Source organism: Plebeiibacterium marinum, assembly GCF_026013615.1.
Lineage (GTDB): Bacteria > Bacteroidota > Bacteroidia > Bacteroidales > Marinilabiliaceae > Saccharicrinis > Saccharicrinis marinus_A.
Map to the genome: position 1 here is coordinate 60,609 of NZ_JAPDPI010000002.1, position 21,432 is coordinate 82,040.

General features: G+C 38.9%; 14 protein-coding genes. 12 read left to right on the forward strand and 2 right to left on the reverse strand.

The genetic code is table 11. The annotated features are described in order from the left end of the window. Positions 1-13 precede the first annotated feature (13 nt). Positions 14-2,482: an ATP-dependent helicase HrpB gene (hrpB, locus tag OM074_RS01465; RefSeq protein WP_301197495.1), complete on the reverse strand. Its 2,469-nt coding sequence runs from the start codon at positions 2,480-2,482 to the stop codon at positions 14-16. A gap of 378 nt (positions 2,483-2,860) precedes the next feature. Here hrpB and kdsA point away from each other — a divergent pair, with 378 nt between their 5' ends. The 12 genes from kdsA to OM074_RS01525 all read left to right on the forward strand — a co-directional run bounded on the left by kdsA (position 2,861) and on the right by OM074_RS01525 (position 17,929). Continuing rightward, positions 2,861-3,688 carry a 3-deoxy-8-phosphooctulonate synthase gene (gene kdsA, locus OM074_RS01470; RefSeq protein ID WP_301197496.1) on the forward strand — a complete coding sequence of 276 codons (828 nt, stop codon included), beginning with the start codon at positions 2,861-2,863 and terminating at the stop codon, positions 3,686-3,688. Positions 3,689-3,714: 26 nt separating this feature from the next. Beyond that, a complete protein-coding gene (locus OM074_RS01475; RefSeq protein WP_301197497.1) occupies positions 3,715-4,737 on the forward strand; it encodes a transaldolase family protein in 1,023 nt (340 codons plus the stop codon). Between the two features lie 135 nt (positions 4,738-4,872). Further along, on the forward strand, positions 4,873-6,054 hold the full coding sequence (locus OM074_RS01480) for a DegT/DnrJ/EryC1/StrS family aminotransferase (protein ID WP_301197498.1): 1,182 nt from the start codon (positions 4,873-4,875) through the stop codon (positions 6,052-6,054). Between the two features lie 144 nt (positions 6,055-6,198). Further along, the gene (locus OM074_RS01485; RefSeq protein WP_301197499.1) at positions 6,199-7,287 is read left to right on the forward strand and encodes an iron-containing alcohol dehydrogenase family protein; all 1,089 of its coding nucleotides are present in this window, start codon (positions 6,199-6,201) and stop codon (positions 7,285-7,287) included. A 76-nt stretch (positions 7,288-7,363) separates the two neighbouring features. Then, on the forward strand, positions 7,364-8,119 hold the full coding sequence (gene kdsB, locus OM074_RS01490; RefSeq protein WP_301197500.1) for a 3-deoxy-manno-octulosonate cytidylyltransferase: 756 nt from the start codon (positions 7,364-7,366) through the stop codon (positions 8,117-8,119). A gap of 81 nt (positions 8,120-8,200) precedes the next feature. Next, entirely contained in the window at positions 8,201-8,905 is a 705-nt protein-coding gene (locus OM074_RS01495) for a hypothetical protein (protein ID WP_301197501.1), read from the forward strand. A gap of 286 nt (positions 8,906-9,191) precedes the next feature. Continuing rightward, positions 9,192-9,788: a LicD family protein gene (locus OM074_RS01500; protein WP_301197502.1), complete on the forward strand. Its 597-nt coding sequence runs from the start codon at positions 9,192-9,194 to the stop codon at positions 9,786-9,788. A 197-nt stretch (positions 9,789-9,985) separates the two neighbouring features. Next, entirely contained in the window at positions 9,986-10,351 is a 366-nt protein-coding gene (locus OM074_RS01505; RefSeq protein ID WP_301197503.1) for a DUF6686 family protein, read from the forward strand. Positions 10,352-10,534: 183 nt separating this feature from the next. Beyond that, entirely contained in the window at positions 10,535-12,763 is a 2,229-nt protein-coding gene (gene pflB / locus OM074_RS01510; RefSeq protein ID WP_301197504.1) for a formate C-acetyltransferase, read from the forward strand. A gap of 187 nt (positions 12,764-12,950) precedes the next feature. Further along, positions 12,951-13,691, forward strand: coding sequence for a pyruvate formate-lyase-activating protein (gene pflA / locus OM074_RS01515; RefSeq protein ID WP_301197505.1), 741 nt, complete (start codon positions 12,951-12,953; stop codon positions 13,689-13,691). Positions 13,692-13,897: 206 nt separating this feature from the next. Next, positions 13,898-14,692 carry a formate/nitrite transporter family protein gene (locus OM074_RS01520; RefSeq protein WP_301197506.1) on the forward strand — a complete coding sequence of 265 codons (795 nt, stop codon included), beginning with the start codon at positions 13,898-13,900 and terminating at the stop codon, positions 14,690-14,692. A 303-nt stretch (positions 14,693-14,995) separates the two neighbouring features. Then, positions 14,996-17,929, forward strand: coding sequence for an FAD-binding and (Fe-S)-binding domain-containing protein (locus tag OM074_RS01525; RefSeq protein WP_301197507.1), 2,934 nt, complete (start codon positions 14,996-14,998; stop codon positions 17,927-17,929). On the opposite strand, the gene OM074_RS01530 is transcribed toward OM074_RS01525, so the two are convergent. Continuing rightward, on the reverse strand, positions 17,926-21,297 hold the full coding sequence (locus OM074_RS01530; protein ID WP_301197508.1) for a ligand-binding sensor domain-containing protein: 3,372 nt from the start codon (positions 21,295-21,297) through the stop codon (positions 17,926-17,928). The genes OM074_RS01525 and OM074_RS01530 overlap by 4 nt on opposite strands. Positions 21,298-21,432 lie beyond the last annotated feature (135 nt).

Below are 21,432 nucleotides of genomic sequence, written 5' to 3' on the forward strand. Positions count from 1 at the left end.
CGCCCCCTTCACATTACTTCCTGTTTGGTTCTGCCACCAAAGGATCATCAGGCCATTTATGCCTGGGATATCTTGCCTTTAATTCCTTTTTTACTTCAAAATAGGCATTATCCCAAAAACTCCTGAGGTCGCCAGTAATCTGAACCGGCTTAAAACCCGGCGATAACAAATGCATCAACAAACTAACTTTACCCTTATTTACAGCAGGTGTTTCCTGCCATCCAAAAATCTCTTGCAATCTCACAGACAAAACAGGAACGTCACCATTGGCATGGTACTGTATTACAATTTTTGATCCTGTCGGCACCTGTATCCTATCCGGAGCCAATTCATCTAAAACCTGCTGTTTCTCATAACTTAAATGATGCTGCAACACCTCTTTCAACTTAATTTTCTTAAGATCCTCAGGCCTTTTAACCTGCGATAGATAAGGAGCCAACCATTCTTTAGCATCACCAAGTAAAGTTGCTTTACTAACATCCGGCCATCCTTCTTCCGGATTCCATTTTCTTAAGCTTAAAACCCGGTTTTGCCACTGAGTAACCTCTTTATTCCAATCAAGCAACCATCCCCCTTCTTTTTCTATGGCCTTTAAAATAGCAGCAACCTTCTGCCCCTCATCACACTGATGCAGTGGCTTTGATTGCAGAATAATATGTCCGATACAAAGGTTTCGCTCTGCTTTAAAACCACCTTTTTTCGTATCCCATTCCACCATTTCCTTTTCCTTGACCATGGGAGCCAGATCACGAGGATTTAAAGGTGAGGCCATAAAAATCTTCCCAAGTCCTTCACGCATACTAACCTGAGCTACGGCAAGCCACTCTTCGTGAGCCAGGTCATCCTTATGTCCGGCAGCAGCAACAGCTCCATTGGCCATACGGAACTGGGCATTATTTCCAGGTTTTGCATGGGCAATCCTTTCCGGATAAGCATAAACCAATAGCAATCCGGTTTCAAATGGATCCACTGGCCCATTATCTACTTTAACTCCCAACATTTTACGATACTGATTCGCCACCTTTTCTATCCGCGACAAAACTTTATTACTCACCAACCCTTTCCTGCTTTTTCGCAGGGCTTCTATCCGGAGATTTACATCAATGCCTGACTCCCTTTCCAGTGGATCTCGCTCTTCCATCACTGCTGCTATATCCGTTGCCAGCTCTGCCAATCCTTCCTCCTGTGCCATTAACAACATATGGGCAATACGGGGATGACAAGGGAGTTTATCTATCTCTTTCCCAAGATCAGTAATTTTCCCATCCTCCAAGGCTTCCAGCTGATGCAAAAGATCTGAAGCCTGAGCCACAGAACCCGACGGTGGCGGTGTTAACCAAATAAGACTGTCCGGCTTTGAAATTCCCCAAACAGCCAAATCCAATACCAGAGAAGCCAAATCCGCTTCCTGAATCTCGGGAGTACGATGCTCCTTCAAACGAGATTGTGTAGCTTTAGTCCACATCCTGTAACAAACCCCAGGAGCCAAACGACCAGCCCTTCCGGCTCTCTGATCAGCAGCATCCCTGGTAATCTCAATAGTTTCCAATCGACTCAAAGCTGAAGACGGATCAAAACGCATTGTTCTTGAAAAGCCACAATCCACCACTACTTTTATGCCTTCTATGGTCAAACTGGTTTCGGCAATTGAGGTTGCCAGCACAACTTTCCGCTTCCCATTTTTATCAGGCATGATAGCCGCGAACTGCCTTGAGGGCGGCAACTGGCCATATAATGGATGAACAGCTATTTCATTCAGTGTTTTCCTTAAAATAGCTTCACATTTACGAATCTCCCCTTCTCCCGGCAAAAAAACCAACACATCCCCCTCTTCCTTTGCCATAACTTTTTTTACCAACCTGGCAGTCAATTCCGGAAGCATTCTCACATCACTCTCTCCTTCATACTTTATCTCTACGGGAAATTGGCGCCCCTGACTCTGAACCACTTTTGCCTTTAACAACGACGACAATTGCGGGAGGTTTAAGGTAGCCGACATAATCATTATCCGTAAATCAGGACGAAGTACTTGCTGAGACTCCCTGGACAAGGCCAGGGCTACATCTGCAAAAAGGCTTCGTTCATGGAACTCATCAAAAATAACCATCCCCACGTTTTCAATTGCATTATCCGACTGCAGCATCCGCGTAAGAATACCTTCCGTAACAACCTCTATTTTAGTTTTTTCAGAAACACAATTATCAAAACGGATACGATACCCCACCGATTCTCCTACTTTTTCGCCTAGCAAATCCGCCATACGCATGGCAATTGTTTTTGCAGCCAACCGCCTTGGCTCAAGCATGATAATCTTTCTTCCCTCCAACCATTCTTCCTTCATTAACGCCAGGGGTAATACCGTGCTTTTTCCTGCACCCGCCGGGGCATTAACTATAATAGTATTCTCTTCTCCCAATGCCCCTCTTACTTCCTCAACTATTTCAACTACGGGCAAATCAATCTTTGCAATATCTAATTTCAATCTTTCCTGTATTAATTTTAATAAAATACAAAGTTAGGGAAAAGACTCCAGTACCAGGCAACAACACTTTATTTCAAATACCCTGATCCCTTTTTCCTGCAACTTTATACATTTCAGAATTCGGTTCATTCATCTTTTTTCAGATATTAACCATATTAGTCCTTTATCTAATAAGTATTTATTAATTTAGCCGCGATTTTGTGAAGTTTTTTTACGTGTTCAACCAAAACGAATTGTCTTTAAAGGGTAGTTTTTATTGGGAAACAGAAAACATCACAATACAAAACAATTTAGGATGACAAAATACATATCAATTCGTTGTGTTTTATTCATTTATCCTAAGTAATTTCGTTGAGAACAATAAGGCAAATACAACGCATGAAGAATATCAAAGTAGGCCAAAAAGAATTTGGCAAGGACAAACTTTTTATCATCGCAGGCCCTTGTGTGGTAGAAGAGGAGTCTATAATGATGAAAACTGCTGAAAGACTCAAGCAGATAGCTGACAACCTGGATCTCCCTTTTATTTTCAAATCATCTTATGTAAAGGACAACAGAAGTTCTGTTGATTTTTACCATGGCCCGGGATTGGAAGAAGGATTAAAGATATTGGAAAAAGTAAAAAACACTTTTGATGTACCTGTAATTTCAGATGTACACCAGGCTTCTGAAGTTAAGCCGGCAGCTGAGGTATTGGACGTTATTCAGATACCTGCATATTTGTGCATGCAAACATCATTGGTTACAGAGGCAGCAAAAACAGGAAAGGCTATCAACATAAAGCACGGACAATTTTTGGCTCCGGAAAACATGATTAAACCAGTTCAAAAGGTAGAGGCTTTTGGCAACAAAAACATCATGGTTACAGAACGGGGATATACATTCGGCTACAACGACCTAATTGTGGATCCAAGAAGTTTTTACGAACTGCAGCAAACAGGTTACCCTGTAGTATTTGACATTACGCATTGCATCAGAAGGTATGGTATTCCAAGTTCCGACCCTAACGGAGGAACTCGTCAATACCTTGGCCCTATTGCCCGCGCCGGAGTAGCAGCCGGAATCGACGGCATCTTCATCGAATCGCACCCGGTTCCTTGCGAAGCGCTTTGTGATGCTGCCAGTCAATATCCGTTGGATGAATTAGAAGAGTTCTTAAAACCTCTTATCGAAATTCACAACATTGAAAAACAAACAAGAAAATAAAACTAAAATCACCAAAATATTATATCATGGAATTATATCTTGATTCTGCAGACATTAACGAAATTGAAGAAGCATTTAAGTTAGGTTTTATAGATGGATTAACCACCACCCCAACTTTTATGCACCGACACGGTATTACCGACATTGACGGAGCTATTGTAAAGCTTTCGAAAATGGTACCTGTTCTAATGATTGAAGCATTAGGCGACACTGCAGAAGAAATTGTTGCAGAAGCAAAACGCTTACTGTCCCTTGGGTTAGACAAAAAGAAAACTGTTTTTAAAATCCCGGCTTCTTTAATTGCAGCTCAGGCATGTAAAATGCTTCGCGAAGAAGGTATGATGGTAAATATCCACCTGGTATACAACATTCAACAAGCTTATATGGCTATGGCAGCTGGCGCTACTTATGTTTGCGTGTTGGTGGGCCGTATGCAGGATCAGGGATATGACGCATTAAAATTAGTTGATGACTGTGTTAAGCTGGTTAATAAATACAACTACGATACTAAAATCATGTTCTCTTCTGTGCGCCATCCGGAACACGTTAAAAATGCCATTGAATTAGGTGCTCAAAACATCACTATTCCCTGGAATATAATGAAGAACCTGAACAACAATAACTTTACAGAAATTGGCACGCAGCAATTCGTAAACCATACGCGTCAAATGACTTTAAAAGTAGGTGAAGTAATTGGAAGCAAAAACCCAACTATTGGCCTGGATGCAAAGGTTACTGATGCAACTGTTGAAATGACTAAATATGGCACAGGTGCTGTTTCTGTTATTGATGCAGACGGAAATCTTGTTGGCATATTCACCGATGGTGATTTGCGTCGCCACATGAATTCTGATGGTGAAAAAATCCTTACCATGAAAATGAGCGATCTTGACATGAAAATGCCAATTAACGTTGATATTGATGCAAAACTATACGAAGCGGTTTCTATTTTCAAAGATAAGCAAGTAGATAACATTATTGCTGTTAGCAACGGAAAGCCTGTTGGGATGCTTGATGTTCAGGATTTGGTAAAATTAGAGATTCTTTAATAGCCGACTATAAAAGAAACATATCCCTTTGGTGGATAACATACATATTATAAAGGGGTGATTTTAAAAATCACCCTTATTACGTTTAGGGCATAAGTCTTATGTCTTTTGTCTAACTTCTAAAAATCTAAAAAAATGCCGGGTACAGAATTATTTGGTAAAGAAGAAAAAGAACAAGTAATGGAAGTCCTTGAAACAGGAATTCTATTCAGATATAACCACGATGAACAAAGGAAAGGCATATGGAAAGCAAAAACCTTTGAAAAGGAATTTGCTGAATATCATAGTGCCAAGTATTGCCACATGGTAACAAGCGGTACTGCTGCAGATGCTGTTTCTTTAGCTTCGGTCGGTGTGGGTGCCGGCGATGAAGTTATCGTTCCCCCATTTACTTTTATTGCGCCAATTGAAGCAGTGGTGAATTGCGGTGCAGTTCCTGTATTTGCAGAAATTGACGAGACGCTTTGTTTATCTGCAGCATCTATTGAAGCAGCCATTACACCTAAAACCAAAGCGGTAATGTTGGTACATATGGTTGGTGCCATGGCACAAATTGATGAAATTGTTGAAGTCTGCAACAAACATAACATCATATTGATTGAAGATACAGCACAGGCCCTGGGCGGATCTTACAAAGGGAAAATGTTAGGTACTTTTGGAAAAGTAGCCTGTTATTCTTTCGACTTCTTTAAGTTAATTACTGCAGGTGAAGGTGGTGCTGTTTTAACCAATGATGAAGAAGTTTATACAACAGCCCACACATGGAGCGACCACGGACACAGCCACCTTGGCAACAACCGCGGTGCCGAAGACCACCCAATTTTGGGCACAAACTATCGTATCAGTGAACTTCATGCTGCCGTTGGTTTGGCGCAGTTCCGCAAAATTGATTATATCCTGGAACGTCTTCGTTCAAACAAAAAAGTTCTGAAGGATTACTTAAAGAAATTCCCACAAGTGGTATTTAGGAATGTTCCTGATGAATCAGGGGATTCGGCTACTGTATTGAATTTCTTTTTACCTACACAGGAAGAAGCTAAAAAAGCTTGTGCTGATTTAGCTGCCGAAGGTGTTGCTGCTGCTTACTGGTTTAACAACAACTATCACTTTATTAAAAACTGGGATCACTTAACAGAGTGTAAAGTTGCCGGTCCGGTAGGAATGCAATTCCTTGACAAGCCACAAGATTACAAAAACCTTGACTTGCCAAAATCATATGACATCATTGGCCGCTTGGTTTCTATTAATATGAATATTACAAGTACACCTGAGCAATTGGAAGCTATATGCAAAGCTTTTGATAAAGTATTAGGATAATAAAATATTAAAGGCCATAAGTTAGGCAATGCAGAATGTCAGACTTATGGCTTTTGTTTAATTAGAAATTGAGAAAAGAAGTTTGATTTATGAATGTAGTAAGTCAACTTTCAACTTTCAACTTTCAACTTTCAACTAATTACCATGCTATACGATTTTAGAAGTTTTGTTAATCCGGGCCATTATGCTTTTGGCAAAGGAACTTTCAATCACTTGGGAGAATTAATCGACCGTAGAAAAACACCAACCAACGACTGGACTGTTTTTATGATTGATCACTTTTTCCAGGATAAAGAAAATATATTGAATCGCATCCCTAAATCAGATAAAGATTTAGTGATTTTTATTGATTCAACAGAAGAACCTAAAACCACTTTAGTAAATAAATATCGTGATCAGATCCTGGCACATCAGGATACCTTACCAGCTGTAATGGTTGGTATGGGTGGCGGAACTGCCATGGACTATGCAAAATCTACTGGTTTAATGGTTACAAACCCTGGTGATTCAAAAGACTATCAAGGATTAGACCTAATAAAAAACGAAGGGATATACACCATCTGTATTCCCACCATTACAGGAACAGGTGCAGAGGTTTCAATGACTGCCGTACTAAGTGGGCCGGAAAAGAAATTAGGAATCAAATGCGATTACACTATTCCAAACGAAGTGATTTTTGATCCTGAATTATTAGCAACTGTTCCTAATGAAGATCGATTCTTTACAGGAATGGACAACTTCATTCACAATGTTGAATCAATGAATGGAAGCTGGATTAATTCAATGGGACTAGCATTTGCTGAGAAATCAAACGACATTACTGTTGAGGTATTTATGAATAAATACAGGGACCAGTTAGAAGCTGATGAAAAAATGATGGTAGCTTCTATTATGGGAGGCAACAGTACTACTTATGGTCAGGTTGGTGTTTGCCATGCTTTGTCTTATGGCTTAGCTGTTGTTTTAGGAACTCACCACGGAGTTGGCAACTGCATTGTTTTCAACCAACTTGAAAAGTACTATCCGGAAGGATACAAAACCTTTAAAGAAATGCAAGCCGCTCAGGGCGTTGAAATCCCGGCTAATATCACAGCAGGATGCACCGAAGAACAATTTGACCAAATGGTTGAAATAAGCTGGGCTCTTGAACATATGTGGGACAACGCTTTTGGCCATGACTGGAAAAACAAAATCTCAAAAGAAGAAATTAAGGATCTTTTCAAAAGAATGTAGTATAAGACATTAGACTTATAGATAAGAGATAATGGACAATCTCTTATCTTTTGTCTATTATCTAAAAGTCTAAAATATGAACATAGTAGGAATAATTCCAAGCAGATACAGTTCTACACGCCTGCCGGGAAAGCCGCTTGCCATGATTGGTGATAAACCAATGGTGCAATGGGTTTACGAAAATTGCTTAAAAGGACTGGAGCATGTTTTTGTGGCAACCGATGACCAGCGAATCATTGATGCAGTTGAAGCATTTGGTGGCAAGGCAGTAATGACAAGAGAAGACCATACCAGTGGAACGGACAGATGTGCTGAGGCTGCAGAAAAAATCAAAGAAAAATACGGATTAGACTCTGATGTTATTATAAATATTCAGGGAGACGAACCTTTTTTTAATGCCGACATTCTTAAAGAAGTAAAAAAGAGCTTTGATAATCCTGAAACACAAATTGCAACCATGATTCAGGAAGCTACAGAAGCTGACCACATTTTTAATCCTGGTGAAGCAAAAGTAGTATTAAACCATAAAAACGAAGCCATTTATTTTAGCCGTTCCCCAATTCCATATTTAAGAAATATCGAACAATCAGATTGGCTAAAACACCATACTTACTATCGCCATCTTGGAATCTATGCCTACAGGATTGATACTCTAAACAAGATTGTTGGATTGGAACCATCCTCTCTTGAAAAAGCTGAGTCGTTAGAACAGTTAAGATGGATTGAAAACGGAATTCCGGTGACTTGTGTTATTACGGACATGGATGAAACCATGTGCATCGACACTCCGGAGGATTTGGAAAGGGCAAATCAATTTATTAAAAACAGATAAATGCCCCTCCCAGCTTCCCCAAAGGGGAGGAGAATAGCAGAGGGAAGTTCTGATTTAGTAACAATGAGATAAGTAAAAAACATGAGCACATTATACGTTACTCCCCATCCGGGGGAGATAGAGGGGGCTTTTAGCACTATCGGAGGAACCTTTATAACACCGGTATCTGATTTAAAACAAAAACTATCAAAAATAAAAGCATACATTTTTGATTGGGATGGAGTATTTAACAATGGCTCAAAAGTAGGAAATGAAGGCAGCAGCTTTGCAGAACCCGATGCCATGGGACTAAACATGCTTAAGCTTGATTACTGGTTACGCAATGGAAAATTACCACATACTTTTATTGTAACCGGTGAAGAAAACAAAAGTGCCCAGTTTTTAGCAAAACGAGAACATATGAATGCAGCCTTTTATCGTTGCAAATTTAAAGTCCGCGCACTGGAACGCATCTGTAAAGAAAATAATTTGCAACCCGATGAAATTGCATTTTTCTTTGACGATATCTTAGACGTTGAATTGGCGCGTTCTGTTGGTGCCAGTTTCCAGATTAACCGAAATGCCAACCCTCTTTTCAATCAATATTTAGAAGACAACAAGAGCTGTGATTACAGAACTGGCCACCAGGGAGGAAACGGTGGTGTTCGCGAAGCCTGCGAATTAATCATTGGCTTAACCGGGAGCTTACCCCAAGCTATAGAAACCCGGATTGAGTTTACCGGTGATTACACCAGGTATCTTAACGACAGGGACCATATCGAAACAGTTTGTGAGCCGGTGGAGTAAGACATAAAGGAGGTATGCCCAAATGGTACTTTGGGCAACCCCCAACAGCATAATTATAACTTCCTACACAATAAAATACAAAGCTGCATTAATGTGAAAAAGACACACCACCCTGTCTCTTACAATTTCAAAGCTCATACCCGGTAGGTGTTATATCACAAAAAGTAAAACTTTATACAAAAACTTCCGTATAGGAATACAAAATCAAGCATTACAACCATTATAGTTTTTCATAATCTAAAGAAAAACATAATTTTGTAAGCCATTACACAAAAGGATTATTGGGATGAAGCTAACTGGGAGAAAACTTGTAAAGGCTAGAAATTTACTTTTCTATATCACTCAACTTTTAGACAAAAACAACATAGAATACCACCTGGAAGGAGGCACTCTTTTGGGCCTGGTCAGGGACGGCGACCTTCTGCCTTGGGATCATGACATTGATCTTTCGATTGACATCTCCCATGCCAATAAACTAAAGTCATTAAAAGCTGTTTTTTGGATAAAAGGTTTAAAACTCAGTGAAAGAAAATCGAAGCAGTCGTACAAAGCCATTCAAGAAGGGCAGCCAAGAATATTCAAAGTAAAACCCATTGCTTTTTCATTATGGAACCTGTTTGACAGGAAATATGACCAAAAAGCAATGATTGGGGATATTTTTGTAAAGGTAAACGATAACAAACACACTTATTGGCAAGCTAAAGAAAAAATACTAAGAGTCTGCAAGTCTCATTACAAAGGACATGAAACCATTCAATACAGGGGCTATAAATTTAAAGTCCCGGTAAATTACAAAGACTATCTAACAGCAAAATATGGAGATTGGTCGATTGCTGTTAAAGAATGGGATTGCAAAAATGACGAAAAAACCATCTGCGCATAATTCAATACAAAAACCAGATTAGTCTCAAACGCAACCTACACATATCAACTCTACACACATTCTGCAATCTGAACATTGCAATTTACCCACTTTTAGGGATTGTACTGTCAAATTGTAATTCACACCTTTGTATGCATAATTAATCTAAATTAAAACAATTAGCTCAATAGATTGTTATGATGTGTAAAGGAGAAACAATGGAAAAGGTTGATATAAAAACACTGCACGGACATCTGTTTACTTGCGAAAGCTGTAATAAATTTCACTTTGAATATAATCAGTTTGGCATTGATTTTCCATCCCTAAACAGTATCGAAAATTTCAGGGACTATCTAAGCAGGATAAATCCTGATGATTTTGAACGGGCAAACAAAGAAACCCGGTATAAAAGAAAAATCCATATTCCCTTTCCAAATACAGCTATCAAAATGCTATTAGCTGCAATTGAAATTAAAGAACTCAAGGTTCTTTTATCAACTTTTATTGAGGAATACAAAATAGCAGAGGAAGAAAACAAAGCCATCAAATACCTTTCAAAACTATCCAACAACCAACTAAACTAAACCATTTACAATTATTTAACAAAGATTTGCATTTATGTTATACAACACATTTTCTGCTTGAATCTTAGATAGATACATATGTTTTATAACATGTAACTTTCGTTAACTTCCACATTTATAACATTTAGCAATTTTTTATTTAAACAATAAGCAATACTTTTGCGCAAAATTATAAGCACGACTATGGAAATTAAAGAATTTGAAAGTGGCAATTGGAACAATGCCATTGACGTTAGAGACTTTGTCAGAAAAAACATCACCCCTTATACAGGAGATTATAGTTTTTTAACCGGAGCATCTGATAAAACAAAAAAACTTTGGGATGCTTGTCTTGAGGCATTAAAAGAGGAAAGAGCTAACAATGGCTTAAGGAGCGTAGACACAGAAATCGTCTCTACTATCAATTCTTTTGCAGCAGGTTATATAGATAAAGAAAACGAAACTATTGTCGGTTTACAAACAGATCAATTATTAAAAAGAGCGATGAAACCTTACGGTGGGTTTAAGGTGGTTCAGAAAGCACTTTCTGAACATGGCTTAAAACCATCAGATATGGTTACCGAAGCTTTTGGGAAATATACAAAAACCCACAACGATGGGGTTTTTGATGCCTATACTGAAGAAATCAGAAAATTCCGTTCCCTTGGATTTTTAACCGGTTTACCAGACAACTACGCACGCGGACGTATCATTGGAGATTACCGCCGCGTGGCATTATATGGTATCGACAAGTTGATCGAAACCAAGAAAGAAGATTTAAAAGATATTAAAGGACCTATGACCGATGCTACTATTCGCCTACGTGAGGAAGTAGCAGAGCAAATCAAGGCCTTATATCAAATGATTGACATGGGTAATGCTTATGGTTTGGACCTTGCCCGCCCTGCACAAAACGGGAAAGAGGCTGTTCAATGGACCTATATGGCTTACCTGGCAGCTGTTAAAGAGCAGGATGGGGCAGCAATGTCCTTAGGAAGTGTTTCTTCATTCCTTGATATTTTTATTGAAAGAGACTTACAGGCAGGTGTTATTACTGAAAATGAGGCTCAAGAATATATCGACCAGTTTGTAATGAAGCTTCGCATGGTACGCCACCTGCGGATGGAGGCTTACGAACAAATTTTTGCAGGAGATCCAACCTGGGTGACTGAATCAATTGGAGGTATGTTGGTTGATGGAAGAAGTAAAGTTACTAAAACTTCATTCCGATTCTTAAATACACTATACAACCTGGGACCATCCCCTGAGCCAAACATCACTATTCTTTGGAGTAATAACTTACCACAAGGATTTAAAGAATACTGTGCTAAAGTATCCATCGATACCTCATCAATTCAATATGAAAATGATGACTTGATGCGTTGCCATAGAGACAGTGATGACTATGGCATTGCTTGCTGTGTATCATTCCAGGAGTTGGGTAAGCACATCCAGTTTTTTGGAGCTCGTACAAACCTTGCAAAAACACTATTATTAGCATTAAACGCCGGCCGCTGTGAAAACACGGGAACGCAAATGGTAGATGGCATCCCTTCCATAGCAAATGACGAGTATCTTGATTACGACAAGGTAATGGAGAACTTTAAAATAGCCATGAAGGAAGTAGCCCGTGTATACAACGAATCGATGAACATCATTCACTACATGCACGATAAATACTACTACGAAAAAGGCCAGATGGCATTAATCGATACCAACCCAAGAATCAATTTGGCATATGGTATCGCAGGTTTATCTATTGTTGCCGATTCGCTTTCTGCTATCAAACATGCAAAGGTAAAACCGATCCGTAATGAGGATGGATTAACCGTTGACTTTGAAATTGAAGGAGATTTTCCAAAATACGGAAACGATGATGACCGTGTAGATTTAATTGCCCGTAGTTTAGTGAAACACTTCAGCAATGAATTAGATGGTCTTCAGGTATATAAAAATGCAAATCCAACCCTGTCTGTACTTACCATTACATCAAACGTTGTTTACGGTAAAAAAACAGGGGCTACACCAGATGGCAGGGCTAAAGGAATTCCGTTTGCGCCGGGAGCAAACCCAATGCACGGACGTGATACGCATGGAGCCATTGCTTCATTAAACTCTGTAGCAAAAATTGATTATAAAGATTCGCAGGATGGAATCTCCAACACATTCTCAATCGTACCTAAATCACTGGGATCAAACGAAGAAGAAAGGGTTGGCAACCTGGTCGCTGCACTGGATGGATATTTTATGAAAAATGCACAACACTTAAATGTGAATGTCCTTAACAGGGAAGTTCTTGAAGATGCCATGGAGCGTCCGGAGGAATACCCTCAGTTAACCATCAGGGTTTCAGGATATGCAGTTAACTTTATCAGGTTAAGCAGAGAACAGCAACAGGAAGTATTGTCGCGTTCTTTCCACGACTCAATGTAAAACTAAAGATTATTAGATTACAGACATGAGATAAGAGACTATTTACATGATCTTTATTCTAGTAATCTCAATGATATTTTATTAAACAACAAAAGTAGAACTCTCTACTTTTGTTGTTGTCTCTTATCTATAATCTATTGTCTCTTATCTATTATCTCTTATCTATTGTCTATTGTCTATTATCCCAATGTCAGAAAAACTTAAAGTTCACTCTATAGAATCATTCGGCACACACGATGGCCCGGGCATAAGGATGGTTGTATTTTTGCAAGGATGCAACTTAAAATGCCTGTATTGCCACAATCCGGATACGATTGATTTAAAAGGCGGGGGATTATATGACATTGATGAGCTGGTAAAAAGAGCTGTAAATATGAAACCCTACTTCGGAAAGTTAGGTGGAGTAACTGTATCGGGAGGAGAACCGCTGTTGCAAAATAAAGTACTGATCCCCTTCTTCAGCAAGTTAAAACAGGAGGGAATACATACAAACATTGATACAAATGGAACCGTTTTCAGCGAATCAGTAAAATTACTTCTGGATGAATTTGCAGATTTGATAATGGTAGATATCAAACACACCAACGAAGATGGTTTTTGTAAGATTACTGGTTCTTCCGGATTAGCCAACAATATGCAGATTATCAACCACAGGGAAAAATCAGGCAAACCCTTTTGGCTACGCTATGTATTAATTCCGGGACATACAGACAATCCTGATGAACTTGTAAGATTGGGCGAGACCTTTAAAAACTACAAACATCTTGAAAAAATTGAGCTCCAACCTTACCATAAGCTTGGCATTCATAAATGGGAGGCTTTGGGAGAAGAGTACATGCTAAAGGATGCTGTTGAAAATTCACCAGAGCAACTTGAGCGGGCAAAAGAAATCCTCACCCCATATTTTAAAGAAGTAAAAATAAACTAACCATGCAGCTGCCACTATTTTTATTAAGTTACGATATTTTGCCACCGCTCACCCTTTGTTTCCCTAAAGGGACCCACGCACAAAGGCCTACCTTACAAGACATTGATAAGTATGTATAAATAAACCAAATATCACTTTCTTAATATAATATCATCAGGCCAGCACCAGCAGCTAATTTTAAATCACATTTAAACAATTCGAAAAAAATGAGTCTATTCACACCTCCTGAAATCATAAAAATTGCAGGTCAGTCTGCAATGCAAAAAGATAAATATTCAACAAAAAAAATATTGACTTTAGCTTTTATGGCAGGAGCCTATATTGCATTCGGAGGCCTTCTTTCTATTCTATTGGCAGGAGGTATGCCTGAAATTACAGCTAAAAACCCAGGTATCACAAAATTTGTTTTTGGAGCAGCCTTTCCGGTTGGACTTATGATGGTTGTTATGGCAGGTGCAGAACTTTTTACTGGCAACAATGCTTATTTTATGCCAAATGTATTAAGTAAAAAACAAAAGTGGACTGCTCCATTACGAAACTGGAGCCTGGTTTATATCGGAAATTTCTTTGGAGCCGTTTTTGTGGCCTATTTTTTAACCCACTTAACTGAAGTTGTAAGTTCTGAGCCATGGACCAAAACGATATTCAGCATTGCAGAAGCAAAAACATCCAATCCTTTTTATAAAACATTTTTAAAAGGAATTGGCGCCAACTGGCTTGTTTGTTTAGCTCTTTGGATGGGAATGTCGGCACAACATACCAGCGGTAAAATATTAGGTATTTGGTGGCCGGTAATGACTTTTGTTGCATTAGGGTTTGAACACTCCATTGCCAATATGTTCTTTATTCCGCTAGCCATCTTTGAAGGAGCCAGTATTACATGGAGTTCTTTTATTGTTGATAATTTAATTCCAGCGACTCTTGGTAATATTGTAGGTGGAGCCTTTTTTGTGGGAACACTTTATTGGTATGCCTATGAAAAGCCTTCTAACCAAATTTAAGAATCTCCCTACATGTAACTGTAACATTTCTAAAAAAGAAAAATAAGAGATTAAAGATAAACACACTTTTTTCCCACTTACATCTCAGATTAAACTCAGACCAAACTCACTAATCAGTGAGTTTGGTCTGAGTTTAGTCTGAGTATAATGTGACTTTTAACTGAGTTTCAACCGTCATTTCCTATACCCCTTCTCTCAAATCTCCTGACACATCCATCGCAACCTATCATTAACCTTAAATATCCGCAACTACATGTTTAAAACTCTGCTTTTTTCCTATTTTTACAGGAAAATTAATTTTCGATGGACAATTCTGATATTAAGTCAAAGCTTAACCAACTATCTCAATTATTAAAAGGCGAAGTCTCTGACGAAAATATTTATAAAGCACAATATGCCACAGATGCATCAGCTTATAGAGAAAAACCTGCCGGTATCATTTGGCCAAGGGATCATGCCGACTTATTTCTCACTATTGAATTTGCTCATAAAAACAAGCTGCCAATTATACCCAGGGGAGCAGGAACATCCCTTGCCGGACAGGTAGTAGGAGATGGACTGGTGGTTAACACCTCCAGATACATGAACAGGATCATTGAGCTGAATACTGAAGAAAACTGGGTTATTGTTGAACCAGGAGTTGTCCTTGACGAATTAAACAAATACCTGGAACCCCATGGATTATTCTTTGGCCCGGAAACATCTACCTCAAGCCGCTGTACTATCGGTGGTATGGTGGGCAATAACTCATGCGGTTCCCACTCTTTAATCTATGGAAGTACAAGAGAACACCTGCTCGAAGTACATGGATTTTTATCCAATAGCGAAGAGGTTATTTTTAAAGACATTACCCAGCAGGAGCTAGAAAAAAAATGCAAACAGGATACCCTTGAAGGAAAAATTTATCAGGAGATATATGATATTCTTTCTGATCAGGAGAATATAAAAGAAATTCACAAAGAATATCCACATAAAGATATCACCAGGCGAAATACAGGTTATGCTTTAGACATTTTGGCTAATATGTTTCCATTTGTTGAAGGCGGCGAATCTCTTAACATAAGTAAGCTAATAGCCGGATCGGAAGGCACCTTGATGACTATCAGCAAAATTAAGCTAAACCTTGTCCCCACACCCCCAAGGCACAAGGCCTTGTTATGTGCCCATTTCAAAAGCCTCAGCGAATCATTACATGCCAATATATTATCACTAAAACATGCACCTCGGGCTGTAGAATTAATAGATGACAAAATTATTGATTTGGCAGGAAAAAGCGCAGCACAACAAAGCAACCGTTTTTTTATAACCGGCAAACCTGCTGCACTTTTGGTAATTGAATTCGCGGAAGACAACAAGGACCTCCTGTCTAAAAAAATAAATGCCCTGATCGCTGATTTTAAACAACACAACATGGGATTTGCATACCCTGTTGTTGAGGAGCAGAATATTAACAGGGTATGGGCCTTGCGAAAAGCCGGCCTGGGCGTTTTATCAAATATGAAGGGCGACAATCTTCCTGTGGCTGTTATTGAAGATACGGCCTTGCATCCCAAAGACCTACCGGCATATGCAAACGACATAAACGAGCTATTGGCCTCATACGGAAAGGATTGTGTATTTTATGCTCATGTTGGAACCGGCGAATTACACTTGCGTCCGGTATTAAACCTAAAAGACCCCCAGGATGTTATCCTTTTCCGGAAAATAGCCAAAGAAACAGCTCTGCTGGTAAAAAAATATAATGGCTCATTAAGCGGAGAACATGGTGATGGAAGATTAAGGGGGGAATTTATCCCCTTAATGATCGGGGACACCAATTACAAGCTCATATTAAGGGTTAAAAAGACTTTTGACCCGGAGAACATACTTAACCCGGATAAGATTGTCAACACCCCTCCAATGAATACATCCCTCAGATACAGAAAACAGGAGGATTCAAAGGTATTTAAAACGGTTTTCGACTGGGAAGATACTGAAGGGATAGTAAGGGCTACCGAAAAATGTTCCGGTTCGGGCGACTGCCTTAAATCGGAACTAATAGGCGGCACTATGTGTCCGAGTTATATGGCAACCCGCGACGAAAAACATTCTACCAGAGGACGGGCGAATATTCTAAGGGAATATTTTACCGGCACCCTTAAAGTAGACGATTTATACCTGGATGAAGTATATGAAGTATTAAGCTACTGTCTTTCATGCAAGGCCTGTAAATCAGAATGCCCTTCAGGAGTTGACATCCCAAAACTAAAGGCTGAATTTTTACAACACTATTACAACCAAAAGGGAACTCCTACCCGGGCAATTACAGTAGGCTACCTCCCTGTTATAAACAAGGTATTTTCTTTTGTCCCCTGGTTGTATAATGCAGTAGTCAAATTCCCTTTAAGCAAAAATATCATCCAAAGCTTTACAGGCTTTACCCACCATAGGAACATCCCTGCCATGTCGTCAAAAACATTAAAAACATGGGCTAAATGGCATAAAAAAACTCCGGCCAGGCATAAAACTATTTACCTGTTTGCCGATGAGTTTACCAATTATCTGGAAAGCGATCTGGGCATCAAAGCGATTATCTTACTTGAAAAACTTGGCTATAGGGTGGTTGTACCCCAACACACCCACAGCGGACGGACCCTTATATCGAAAGGACTGATCAAAAAAGCTAAAAAAACAGCTAATAGAAACATTGAGCTATTGGCGCCTATGGTTTCTTCACATAGTCCGTTAATTGGAATTGAGCCCTCGGCCGTTTTAACATTCAGGGACGAATACATCTCGCTGGTAAAAGACGAATTAAAAGACGAAGCCATACGTATTAAAAAAAACACGTTTACTATTGATGAATTCCTGTCCAACGAAATGAATATTGGAAGGATATCGAAAGAAGCCTTTACCAAAGAAAAAAGAGACATCAAGTTTCACGGGCACTGTTATCAAAAGGCTCTGTCATCGACCAAGCATACCCAACAAATACTATCATTCCCTGAGAATTATACAGCCACTGAAATAGAGTCTGGATGTTGTGGCATGGCGGGTTCCTTTGGATACGAAAAACTATCCTATAACCTTTCGATGAAAATAGCAGAACTAAAGCTCCTGCCGGAAATCAGGAAAACAAGTGAAGACACCTTAATTGCAGCTGCCGGAACTTCGTGCCGCCAACAGATTGCTGATGGATCCGGCAGAACAGCCCATCATCCAATCGAGATATTGTATGAAGCATTAATTAAGGATTAAACCAGTTCTACAATCGGTTTAATTCCCATAACAATAATATCATCCACCTGCTCATGGTCACCTTTCCATTCTTCAAATTTTTGATGTATAATGGCTTTTTGATCATCAGCAGGCAACTTATGGATATTTAAAAGCAGATGCCTGAACCTCCTGTATTTAAATTTTTTGCCATCATCTCCACCAAACTGATCCACATAACCGTCGGAGAAGATATAAAAAGTATCGTTGGGTTCGATCTGTATCTCATGCTTTGAATAATGAGGTTCTTCTTCCGACAGGTAACCTATAGCAAACCGGTCACCTTTATAAACAAATATTTCATTATTTCGCACCAGGTAAAGAGGATTGTATGCGCCAGCAAAAGTTAATTTCCTTTGAGCCTTATCAATAACACACAAGGCAATATCCATACTATCGTTCACAGCCTGTTTCCGTTCTGATAGATCTTTATTATCCTTTTTAAAGGTGGCAATAACTTCCTTACTCAATTTATCAAGAATCTTTGCAGGACATGATATTTCACTTGAAGTAATAATACCTTTTAGCATATCGTAGGCAATGATAGACATAAAAGCGCCAGGAACACCATGCCCCGTACAATCCACGGCTGCTACAAAGAGCTTGTCATCACTTTCGTGCAGCCAATAAAAATCGCCACTTACCAAATCTTTAGGCCGATAGTACACAAAGGAGTCGGGCAAAGCTGATTTAATCTTCTTTTCATCAGGCAAAATAGACTCCTGAATTCTCTTGGCATAATAAATACTATCGGTAAGGCTTTGGTTAATCTTTGACAACATCTCTTTTTGAGCCTCTAACTTTTTCTTGTCAACCGCTTTTTCCTGTAGTGATTTATACTCATTTTTATAATGCCGGATCCGATAATTAATGATGGATTGGATCAAAAACACTAAAGCAATAAAATAAAATGCATAAGCATAGTTGGACATCCAAATTGGAGGGATAATTTTTATCGGGATATAAATTGGATCCTGGGTCCATACAAAATCGCTGTTTGAGCCCTTGATATGAAGAACATACTCTCCTGACGGCAGATCAGAGAAATTGACCTCGTTTTCAGTTGTTATTTCACGCCAATCATCATCAAATCCTTCCAGATATACCTGAAATTTATTTTCTAATGGTTCAGTATATTCTAAAGCAGCATATTTTACTTTCAGGTTTAAACTTTTCCTGTACTTTAAAGAAATATTTTTCTCATCCCCCCTGAAACGCTGTATTAATTTCCCTTTATGATACAACTCCATTGAAGTGATCAGCACTTTAGGTTTATGACGGTTAAACACTATGGAATCCGGATTCAAATAAGCAACGCCCCCAACACCTCCGAAATAAATATTACCATTAGCATCAACAGCCGTTGCGTTCTTATTGTACACATATCCAGGTAATCCGTCCTTCAAATCAAAATTAAACACGGCTCCATTCTCATCTATCAAAGACACACCCTTATTGGTGCACAACCATATTCTTGACTGCTTGTCGCAAACAATACTATTTATCATATCATTGGCCACACCTTCCAGATGGGAATAATAACCAAAACCATCCTTTGTTTTATCATAAAAGGTTACACCGGAACGAGAACCAAACCACATCCTGTTATTATTGTCCTCTGCAATAGATAATATATGATCATTGCTCAACAATGAGGTAGAATCATTAAAGTTTTTCAAATGACCAAAGCCAATATCCGCATCCTGCTTCCTGTCTATAAAATTAATCCCTCGTTTTGTACCAATCCAAAGTACGCCTTCTGAATCCTGAAACAACGCATGTACTTCATCGTCACATATAGAGGTTTCGTCCTTACCGTCAGAAAAATAACTTTCTATTTGATATCCATCATAACGATATAAACCAAACCTTGTAGCAAGCCATATATTGCCTTTAAGGTCTTCTTCAATGGCATTGATTTCATTTTGTTGCAACAAAGATTTAAACTCCGCATTGTCTGCATACGAAAATTCTGAAATTACACCCCTCTCTTTATAATAGATATAAACACCATTTCCGGTTCCGATCCACAAGCGTTTTTTCGAATCCTGGCACATGCACAACACTTTATCTTTTTGCGACCTGTACAATGAATAATTTACAGGAAAGTTATATACATCAGAAGACTCCGGATCCACTATTTTAATCCCTTTATCGAAGGTTCCGATCCATATTTTCCCACTTTCATCAATATGGATACTTCTTACGTCACACTCCAAAAGATCCTGGAGCTCTCCTAATTTTCCTTCGAGCAATTTAAATCTCCGGGGTTTAAAATCAACTTTGATTATCCCGTCATACTTTGTACCAACCCAAAGTAATCCGGAACCATCTTCAATTATTGAAGTTACTTCTTTATTAACAAGTACATTCTCATCCGAACCCAACTCAAACACCAACTTATTCTCCACATAATCATATGTTAACAACATCAATCCCAATGAAGAACCAACAAACACTCCCCCCTGGGAATGAACAATGGCAGCATTTATCCCAACAGGCACCTTACTTCCCAAATCTATTTCACTGAAAGAATATGAACCTTGGCCTGTTTCGCGCAAAACCCCTAATCCTTTAGTTCCACCAACCATTATTGTGCCTTCCGACAATGGCAACATTGTGGTAATTTGTCCAATAGCCCTTACCCCGGGAATATCTTTCCCTTTGGTTTCAATCCTCTCATATAATCTCTCCGTTTTATTGAACTGAGAAATCCCTTCGTTGGTACCTATCCACAAATAAGAAATTGATTTATGAAGAAGTGAAGCGGTAGAGTATTCATTGTTATGGAATATATTACTATATAACCCATATTTGTTCACACTGTGTTCTTTTATATCGATATTTAGTAAATAATTGTCGGTTTTCACCCACAACGTGCTATCAATATCAAACGAAAGACCTAAAATATTATCTTCAGGCAGAGTAAGAACCTTGGTACTTTTAGTCGAATAAGAAGAAAACCTGCCTGTTTTCCGATTCCATTTATTCAGTCCGTCCCCTATGGTACCAATCCACAGGTCACCGTTCAGGTCTTCAGCTATGCATTTTATATGATTCCCTGAAATTGAAAAATCATCGCCTATTTCGTGCCTGAATACTTCAAAAGAATAGCCATCATAACAGTTTAAGCCATCTTGGGTACCCACCCATATATAACCTTTACTATCCTGTAATACAGCAGTAACTGAATTTCCGGAAAGTCCATCTTTTACAGATAACCAGGTAGTAGTGGTTTCATTATAAACATTGGAGGCCAGGAGCCTGGAAGTAAGTCCATCACACCATATCCCGGCCAACAATAGTGTCCAGAACAAATTTCTATACCAGGTTAAAAAAACAGCTCCCATATTAGTTGCTAAAAATAATAATTCAAAATTACTTTTAAAGCGTTTATATTAAAAACAACTGTATTTATATGCAAAATAACACATACAGAAGCTGCTTGCGGTTTCCGTTTGGAATACTGGCAACATATAGGGTTA

Bases quoted from the DNA above. Each gene is read 5' to 3' on its own strand.
- kdsA (WP_301197496.1), top strand. From the start codon at position 2,861: ATGAAGAATATCAAAGTAGGCCAAAAAGAATTTGGCAAGGACAAACTT.
- OM074_RS01475 (WP_301197497.1), top strand. From the start codon at position 3,715: ATGGAATTATATCTTGATTCTGCAGACATTAACGAAATTGAAGAAGCA.
- OM074_RS01480 (WP_301197498.1), top strand. From the start codon at position 4,873: ATGCCGGGTACAGAATTATTTGGTAAAGAAGAAAAAGAACAAGTAATG.
- OM074_RS01485 (WP_301197499.1), top strand. From the start codon at position 6,199: ATGCTATACGATTTTAGAAGTTTTGTTAATCCGGGCCATTATGCTTTT.
- kdsB (WP_301197500.1), top strand. From the start codon at position 7,364: ATGAACATAGTAGGAATAATTCCAAGCAGATACAGTTCTACACGCCTG.
- OM074_RS01495 (WP_301197501.1), top strand. From the start codon at position 8,201: ATGAGCACATTATACGTTACTCCCCATCCGGGGGAGATAGAGGGGGCT.
- OM074_RS01500 (WP_301197502.1), top strand. From the start codon at position 9,192: ATGAAGCTAACTGGGAGAAAACTTGTAAAGGCTAGAAATTTACTTTTC.
- OM074_RS01505 (WP_301197503.1), top strand. From the start codon at position 9,986: ATGGAAAAGGTTGATATAAAAACACTGCACGGACATCTGTTTACTTGC.
- pflB (WP_301197504.1), top strand. From the start codon at position 10,535: ATGGAAATTAAAGAATTTGAAAGTGGCAATTGGAACAATGCCATTGAC.
- pflA (WP_301197505.1), top strand. From the start codon at position 12,951: ATGTCAGAAAAACTTAAAGTTCACTCTATAGAATCATTCGGCACACAC.
- OM074_RS01520 (WP_301197506.1), top strand. From the start codon at position 13,898: ATGAGTCTATTCACACCTCCTGAAATCATAAAAATTGCAGGTCAGTCT.
- OM074_RS01525 (WP_301197507.1), top strand. From the start codon at position 14,996: ATGGACAATTCTGATATTAAGTCAAAGCTTAACCAACTATCTCAATTA.
- OM074_RS01530 (WP_301197508.1), bottom strand. From the start codon at position 21,297: ATGGGAGCTGTTTTTTTAACCTGGTATAGAAATTTGTTCTGGACACTA.